The following is a 281-nucleotide window of genomic DNA, read 5'->3' as shown; positions in this document are numbered from 1 at the left end:
CATCGGACACAGTCGTTCGTAGGACTTTCCCTCGAATGACGCCACGCAGCCCATGACGCCTCATGAGTCGTTCAACGGTACATCTGGCTACCGAAACCGCCTCACGCTGAAGTTGTTGCCAGACCTTAGCTGCGCCATACACCTGAAGGTTGGCATTCCACACCCTTTCGATGTGGGCCAGCAGCACTTCATCCCGCTGTGACCGTGCACTGCGTAGGAATGGATTCCGACTACGTGCCGCGTGGCGCCAGTAGCCAGAAGGGGCAACCTGCAAGACCTTG

At 58.0% G+C, this 281-nt stretch carries 1 protein-coding gene; it reads right to left on the bottom strand.

Translation table 11 applies throughout. The features are described 5' to 3' along the window. On the bottom strand, nt 1-281 hold a 281-nt coding region (locus ACUHMQ_RS21270; RefSeq protein WP_445297423.1), incomplete at both ends, for an IS3 family transposase.

It is taken from the genome of Chitinimonas violaceus, assembly GCF_052601015.1.
The sequence above is the reverse complement of the archived record's forward strand: the minus strand, read 5'-3'. Positions and strand labels throughout refer to the sequence as shown.